We start from the raw sequence: 6,978 nt of genomic DNA, 5'->3' as shown, positions 1-6,978 counted from the left end.
CGCGCCGGAGTAGTGGTAGATGGGAACCTGCTTCTCCGCGATCTTGCGGATCAGCTCCTCCGGATGATGGATGCCCTCGCTCACGGGAACGAACAGCACGCGCTTGCCGTCAAAACGGGCGGTGTCCACGTTCTTGTCAGCGGCCACGATGATGCCGTCGGCAGCGGCGATCTCCTCGGCGGTCAGCACATTCTTGGCACCGCCGGAGCCGTTGGTCTCGGCCTTCAGGGGGATCTCCATCGCCTTGCCGGCCTTCTCCAGAGCCTCGGCGGCCATGTAGGTGTGGGCAATGCCGGTGGGGCAGGCGGTAACCGCCAGCACCCGGTAGCCCTCAGCCTTCTTTTCCTCAGCAGGCTGTGCGGGAGCGGAAGCATCATCGTTCACGGTCTCCACCTTGGGCAGCTTGGTGTCGCCGTATTTGGCGCTCTCGGCATCATCAATAGCCTTCATGAACTCTTCCACAGTGGCAGCGGCCCGCAGCTTGGCGGTAAAGTCGCCATCCATCAGCAGAACCATCAGGCGGCTGAGGATCTCCAGGTGCAGGTTGCCGTCCATGGGAGCGGCGATCATAAAGAACAGATCGCTGGGCTTCTTGTCCATGGCGCCGTAGTCCACACCGTTGTCCAGGGTCATAGCCGCCAGACCGGGGCGCTTGACCGCCTCGCTCTTGGCGTGGGGCACTGCAATGCCCGCCTCAATGGCGGTGCTGCTCTGGGCCTCACGGGCCAGAATGGCCTTCTTGTAGGCCTCCACATCCGCCAGATTGTCACCGGCCACATGCAGGCCGATCAGTTTATCGATGGCTGCTTCTTTATTCGCTACGCTGGTATGCAGCTCCACGCTTTCCGGTCTGAGCAAATCCGTAATACGCATGATACTCGATTCCTTTCTCTCATTCTTTTTCAGGGGGATACGATCTATTTGCAGGCGTGCGGTTTTGGGTTCCGCGATGCACGCTTATGCCTGGTTCAAAAGAGCCTCGATTTCGCTTCGGGTGGCCAGCACATCCGAGAAGGCGGTGGCGCTGCCCGCGGCACTGCCCACACGCAGCGCATGGGCATAATCGCCGGTATCCAGATAACCGGCCAGGAAGCCTGCCACCATGGAATCGCCCGCACCCACCGAGTTCTTTACCTTGCCCTTGTAGGCGGCAAGACGGTGGCAGCCGCCGTTCTCATCCAGCAGCATCGCACCGTCGCCGGCCATGCTGACCAGCACGTTGCGCGCACCCTGCTGCTGCAGCTTTTCGGCGCACTCCCGAATCTCCTCGTCGGTGTTGAGGACCCGGCCGAAGATCTCGCCCAGCTCGTGATTGTTGGGCTTGATCAGGAAGGGCTTGTACTTGAGCACGTTTACCAGCAGGTCCCGGGTGGCATCCACCGCGCAGAGAACCTTTTTGCCCTCCAGACGGGCCAGAATGCTTTCGTACACATCGCTGGGCATGCTTGCGGGAATGCTGCCGGCCAGAACCAGCACATCGCCCTCGCCCAGAGCATCCAGCTTGCACAGCAGCTCCTCCAGCGCCTCGGCGCTGATGTCGGGGCCCTTGCCGTTGATCTCGGTCTCCTCGCCGGCCTTCAGCTTCACGTTGATGCGGGTGAGACCGGCGGGCAGGTGGATGAAGTCGGTGGCGACACCCTTGGCGGCCAGACCGTCCTCAATGGCCTTGCCGGTGAATCCGGCCACAAAGCCCAGCGCCACATTTTCATGGCCCAGCTCCCGCAGCACCCAGGACACGTTAATGCCCTTGCCGCCCAGCTGTACATCCTCGCTGACGGTGCGGTTCACCTGGCCCAGGGCCAGCGCATCCATGCGCACCACGTAGTCCAGCGCGGGATTGAACGTAACGGTGTATATCATAACCCTTCTACCTCCTTGATCACTGCATGCTTGCGATAGCTCTTGTCCGGCAGATGATCGGTGACGATGCAGGCCTGGTCGATGGGAGCCACCGTGACCGCCGACACCCGCCCGAACTTGGACGAATCCGCCAGCACATATTTGATATAGGCCTGTCGCAGCGCCATCGACTTGACCTGGGCTTCCTCCACATCCGGCGTGGTGTAGCCCTGGCCCACGGTGATGCCGTTGATGCCGATAAAGGCCTTGGTAAAGTTGTAATGGCTCAGGGACTGCACGGCGCCCGCCCCAACAATGGCTTCGGTGCCGGTCTTGAGCATGCCGCCCAGGATGTAAGCTCTGAACCCCTTGTTTACCAGCCGCTGGGCGTGTAGAATGCCGTTGGTCACGATCAGCAGCCCGTCGCTGGGCTCCATGTATTCCAGCATCCGCAGAGTGGTGCTGCCCGCGTCCAGGAAAATCACATCGTCCGGCTGGATCTGGGCCGCCGCATAGCGGGCGATCTGATCCTTCTGGACCTGATTGAGATGCTCCTTTGCGCTCATGGTGGGTTCGCCGCTCTCGAAGGTGGCATCCACTGCGGTGGCACCGCCGTGCACCTTGTTCAGCTTGCCCTGCTCGGCCAGGATCATCAAATCCCGCCGCACGGTGGATTCCGAAGTGTCCAGCCGCTGAGCCAGCTCGGTGACGGTTGCCGCCCGGCGCTTTGCCAGCACATCCAGAATCACCGCAAACCGTTTTTCTGCCAGCATTTCGCCGCCCCCTTTGCCTGTATCTCTCGTTCTGGTTTCACTATAGCACAGTCATTTGGCGAATTCAAGCATTTTCTATCAAAAACAATCAAATTTCTGCATTTTATTTTGAGTCGCCTTCGCATTTTTGCGCAAATTCGCGCAAACAAGCAAAAAACCCCTGCGCCGCGGGTTGCGGAACAGGGGATTTTTTATCTGTGCTATCGCTGGAAGCGAGGTGGCTCATTCAGATCCAGCTCCAGCAGGTGAGCCTTGATCTGCATCAGACTGCGCGCCTCCATGCACAGTCCCCGCACGCCCTGGCGGATGAATCGCTCGGCAGTATCCGGATCAGTGGCACTCACGCCGCAGATGGTAACCGGCAGCTCCTGGCTCCAGGCGGCCGCCACCACCATGTCGATCAGGCGGCCCACCGCGTGGGGCCAGCCGGTAAAATAGCCGGACATCCGGCTGTCCCGCCGGTCGGCCGCGTAGGTGTACTGGGTCAGATCGTTGGTACCGATGTGCACGAAGGAGCAGCGGTCTGCCAGAATCTCATCGGCCAGCAGGGCAGCGCTGGGCACCTCGATCATTGCACCCAGCGGAACCTTTTCATTGAAGGGCACGCCTTCCCGGCGCAGCTGGCTCTTGGCCACCTCCACCAGCTCCAGGGCTTCCTTCCAGTCCGCCGGGCCGGTGATCATGGGGAACATGATTCGCAAATCGCCCTTGAGCGCGGTACGCAGCAGCGCCCGCATCTGGGTGACGAACAGCTCCGGGTGGCTCAGTTGAAGCCGCACACCTCTCATCCCCAGCGGGGAATAATTGATGGTATCCTCCAGCTCCGCCACCCGCTTGTCCGCCCCGATGTCAAAGGTGCTGATGATTACCGGTCGACCGGCAGCCGCTTCCAGGCAGGTCATATAATAATAGTATTGCTCGTCCTCGCCGGGAATGTGATCGCCGGTAATAACGAACTCGCTGCGCAGCAGTCCCACGCCATCTGCACCCGCGTCCATGGCGGCCCGAATGTCGGTGGGACTGGAGCAGTTGGCCATCAGGGTCACAGCGGTGCCGTCCTTGGTCACGCAGGGCTGGTCCTTCAGGAAGGCCATCCGCTTTTTCAGCATACCCTCGCCCACAATCCGCCGCTGAGCGTGGCGCACCGCGTCCGCGTCCGGCTTGACGATCATGTCACCGTTATAGGCATCCAGAATGGCGGCCTGCCCCTCGCTGTAATCCAGCATCTCATTGCCCAGCTGCACCACGGCGGGAATGTCCATGGTACGGGCCATAATGGCCGCGTGGCTCTGGATACTGCCGCCGCTGGTGGCAAAGCCCAGAATCTTGGCCCGGTCGATGCTGATGATGTCGCTGGGGAAGATGCGCTCCCCCACCAGAATGCAGGGGACCTCCAGCTCGGGAGCCTTGCGGGGCTCGCCGTCCAGAATATTCACCACCCGGCGGCAGACATCCAGCACATCCACCGAGCGCTGGCTCATGTATTCATCGTCCAGATTTTCCAGGGTGGCGGCATAGTGCCTGCCCACCCATTCCATGGCGGCGGCCGCGCCATCGCCGTCCGCGATGCGCTGGGCCACCTGCGTCAGCAGACCTGCATCTTCTAGCATCATCCGCTGGAACATAAGAATGGCCTGCTGGGTGCCGTCGGTTTTTTCCTCCAGAACGCGCAGCTCCTCTTTTGCCAGGATCACAGCCGCATCGAACAGGGCCTGCTCACGCACCGGAAGACCGACCACACGCGCCAAGCCGGCAGTGCCGTGGTGCAGCCGGTGGACCGGCCCCATGACCAGCCCTTTGGATGCGCTGATGCCTGTGAATCTTCTCATGGAACCTCACCTCCCTGGGATCTGTGCAGGCTTGCCGCCACAAGCGCCTGCAGAAACTCTCCGGGGGCGGCTGCCGCCTGGGCGGACTCCCGGATACAAATACCCGCCCCCTCTTCAAACAGGGGCGCAAACCGCAGGCAGATCTGAGGGTCCACCTGCTGCAAAAATTCGTCAAACAACTGCCGGGCGGTGTAGACCGGCTCCGGTGCCACACCGGCCAGCTCACAGGCCCGCTCCAGCGGAGCCAGTGCCCGGGCTGCGGCCGTGGTCGCCAGCTTTTCCAGCCCGCCCAGCGCCGCCTGTTCCGTAAAGGTAAGCGAGGGGTTTGCTCCCATGACCCGGCGCAGCAGCTCGGCATAAGGGCGGATAAAGTTCTCGGTGAGCACCCGTTCCTGCCCGGCCTGGATGCTGTAAGCAATGCCCAGGATACGGCCGAAGGCCCGATAGGTATCGTTGTAGCCCAGGGCAATGTTCTGTGCGGCCTGGCGGGGATCGAAGGTCAGGATCGCGCCCAGCTCCCAGTGACTGCGAACCAGAATGACCGGGATATCCGCTGGCAGCCGCCGCATCACGCCGATGCCGTCCACATCCACGGCCACAACTTCCTCCGCGCCCATGCGGCGCGCCAGGCCCACCGGCATATTGTCGGCATAGCCGCCATCAATGAACTCCTTGCCCTCAATGGCCCGGGGCCGGAAGGCAGGGAAACAGGCAGCGGAGGCAAGAAGGTAATCCTTCATCTGTCCCTGCGGGATCTCCTGTGCGGTGAGCTCCAGCGGGCGCAGGGTCCGTTTGTTCACGGTGACCAGCCCGAATTCGATGGGGGAGGTTCGCAGGGCCTCCTCATCCAGCACCCGGTCCACGATCCCCTCCAGCGGGGTCACATCCAGTCCGCCGCAGCGCACCGTCTCCTGCCAGAAGTTCAGCATTCCCTGATCCGGGTCCGGCGGGTCTGTAATCACCTGGCGGGTATCGATGGTCAGCCACATATCCCGGGCGGTGGCCCACTGCCCGGTGGCGAACATGACCCCGTTCAAACAGCCCACCGAGGTGCCGGTGATCACATCCGGCCGCCAGGCAAGCTCGGTCAGTGCCTGGTAGACCCCGACCTGGTAGCTGCCCCGGGCACCGCCGCCCGCCAGTACAAGCCCTCGCTTCATGCTGTCCCGCCCTTTCTCACTTTATCAAATTGTAGCAAAAAACTTTTGGGGGATGCAACCTTTTTCCAAGAAAAAACGGCTGAATCGCCTAATCATCCATTGTGTTTAGTCTATTATAATCCTTTCGTGTGATAAAGGAAATACGTTTTCAACTATTTTTACAAAATATTCTACAAAGCAAAAAATATTTTGTGCATCATTCTTGTTTTTCCGGGTATTTCGTTCTATAATGAAGGCAACGGTGAAATTTGGATTTCTTTTCCGGGAATCGGTTTTACCCTGTATCTCCCGGCCTGCCGGGCTTTTGGAACAAGGAGGGATCATTCGATCATGAGCGCGATGTATTTTGTTGCAGCAGGCTCTGTGCTTGCCTTGTTGTTCGCGGCGACCATGTTCGCCCGCGTCAAAAAAGAGCCGCAGGGCACACCCCAGATGGCCAAGATCTCGGCCGCGGTGAGCAATGGTGCGACCGCCTACTTAAAGCGTCAGTATAAAGGCGTGGCCATCTTCTTCGCCGTGGTCTTCGTGATCCTTCTGATCATGGCATTCCTGGGCTTTTTGAGCTTTTTCACCCCCTTCGCATTCCTGACCGGCGGCTTTTTCAGCGGCCTGTCCGGCTTTATTGGCATGCGCACCGCCACCATGGCCAACTGTCGCACCGCCAACGCTGCCTCCAATAGCCTGAACAAGGGCCTGCGGGTGGCCTTCAGCGCCGGCTCGGTCATGGGCTTCACGGTGGTGGGCCTGGGCCTGCTGGACCTGAGCATCTGGTACTTTTTCCTGCATTTCTGGTACACTGCCATTGATCCGGTGGCCAGTCAGGAGATCCTGATCCAGAACATCACCTCCAATATGCTCACCTTCGGCATGGGTGCTTCCTCAATGGCGCTGTTTGCCCGTGTGGGCGGCGGTATCTTCACCAAGGCGGCGGACGTTGGCGCCGACCTGGTGGGCAAGGTGGAGGCGGGAATCCCCGAGGACGACCCCCGCAACCCCGCCGTTATCGCCGACAACGTGGGCGACAACGTGGGTGACGTTGCCGGCATGGGTGCCGACCTGTACGAGTCCTATGTGGGCTCCATCGTTTCCACCAGCGCGCTGGCCGTGGCCGCAGGCTTCGACATGCAGGGCGTGGGCGTTCCCATGCTGCTGGCCGCGCTGGGCGTGCTGTGCTCCATTCTGGGCACCTTCTTCGTTAAAACCAAGGAGGGCGCCAGCCAGAAAAACCTGCTGGCCGCCCTGCGCACCGGCACCTACATCAGCAGCGTGCTGATCGCCATCTGTGCCTGGTTCGCCATCCACTGGCTGCTGCCTGCCGAGCACGCCACCGGCGTGTTCATCGCGGTGATCAGCGGCCTGGCCGCCGGTGTGATCATC

General features: G+C 61.0%; 6 protein-coding genes. 1 reads left to right on the top strand and 5 read right to left on the bottom strand.

Annotation, left to right across the window (positions count from 1 at the left end; all coding sequences use genetic code 11):
* From J7G73_RS11835 to J7G73_RS11815, 5 genes are all read right to left on the bottom strand, one after another.
* Positions 1–873: fructose PTS transporter subunit IIB (locus tag J7G73_RS11835; protein ID WP_291246397.1), on the bottom strand; the 873-nt coding region annotated here is incomplete at its 3' end.
* A gap of 84 nt (positions 874–957) precedes the next feature.
* Positions 958–1,860 (bottom strand): 1-phosphofructokinase, encoded by a 903-nt coding sequence (gene pfkB, locus J7G73_RS11830; protein ID WP_291246396.1) that lies wholly within the window; start codon positions 1,858–1,860, stop codon positions 958–960.
* Positions 1,857–2,612 (bottom strand): DeoR/GlpR family DNA-binding transcription regulator, encoded by a 756-nt coding sequence (locus J7G73_RS11825; RefSeq protein WP_291246395.1) that lies wholly within the window; start codon positions 2,610–2,612, stop codon positions 1,857–1,859. The genes pfkB and J7G73_RS11825 overlap by 4 nt, the downstream gene beginning before the upstream one ends.
* A 200-nt stretch (positions 2,613–2,812) precedes the next feature.
* Entirely contained in the window at positions 2,813–4,441 is a 1,629-nt protein-coding gene (ptsP, locus tag J7G73_RS11820; protein WP_087294909.1) for a phosphoenolpyruvate--protein phosphotransferase, read from the bottom strand.
* Positions 4,438–5,601 (bottom strand): patatin-like phospholipase family protein, encoded by a 1,164-nt coding sequence (locus tag J7G73_RS11815; RefSeq protein WP_291246394.1) that lies wholly within the window; start codon positions 5,599–5,601, stop codon positions 4,438–4,440. Before J7G73_RS11815 ends, ptsP begins: the two co-directional genes overlap by 4 nt.
* 330 nt (positions 5,602–5,931) lie before the next feature.
* Between J7G73_RS11815 and J7G73_RS11810 the strand changes: the two genes are divergently transcribed.
* Positions 5,932–6,978: sodium/proton-translocating pyrophosphatase (locus J7G73_RS11810; RefSeq protein ID WP_291246393.1), on the top strand; the 1,047-nt coding region annotated here is incomplete at its 3' end.

It is taken from the genome of Allofournierella sp. (assembly GCF_017889395.1).
GTDB lineage: Bacteria > Bacillota > Clostridia > Oscillospirales > Ruminococcaceae > Allofournierella.
This window is presented reverse-complemented; position numbering and strand designations above follow the sequence as displayed.

Excerpts from the sequence above, each read along its gene's own strand:
- pfkB (WP_291246396.1), bottom strand. The coding sequence starts at position 1,860 with ATGATATACACCGTTACGTTCAATCCCGCGCTGGACTACGTGGTGCGC.
- J7G73_RS11825 (WP_291246395.1), bottom strand. The coding sequence starts at position 2,612 with ATGCTGGCAGAAAAACGGTTTGCGGTGATTCTGGATGTGCTGGCAAAG.
- ptsP (WP_087294909.1), bottom strand. The coding sequence starts at position 4,441 with ATGAGAAGATTCACAGGCATCAGCGCATCCAAAGGGCTGGTCATGGGG.
- J7G73_RS11815 (WP_291246394.1), bottom strand. The coding sequence starts at position 5,601 with ATGAAGCGAGGGCTTGTACTGGCGGGCGGCGGTGCCCGGGGCAGCTAC.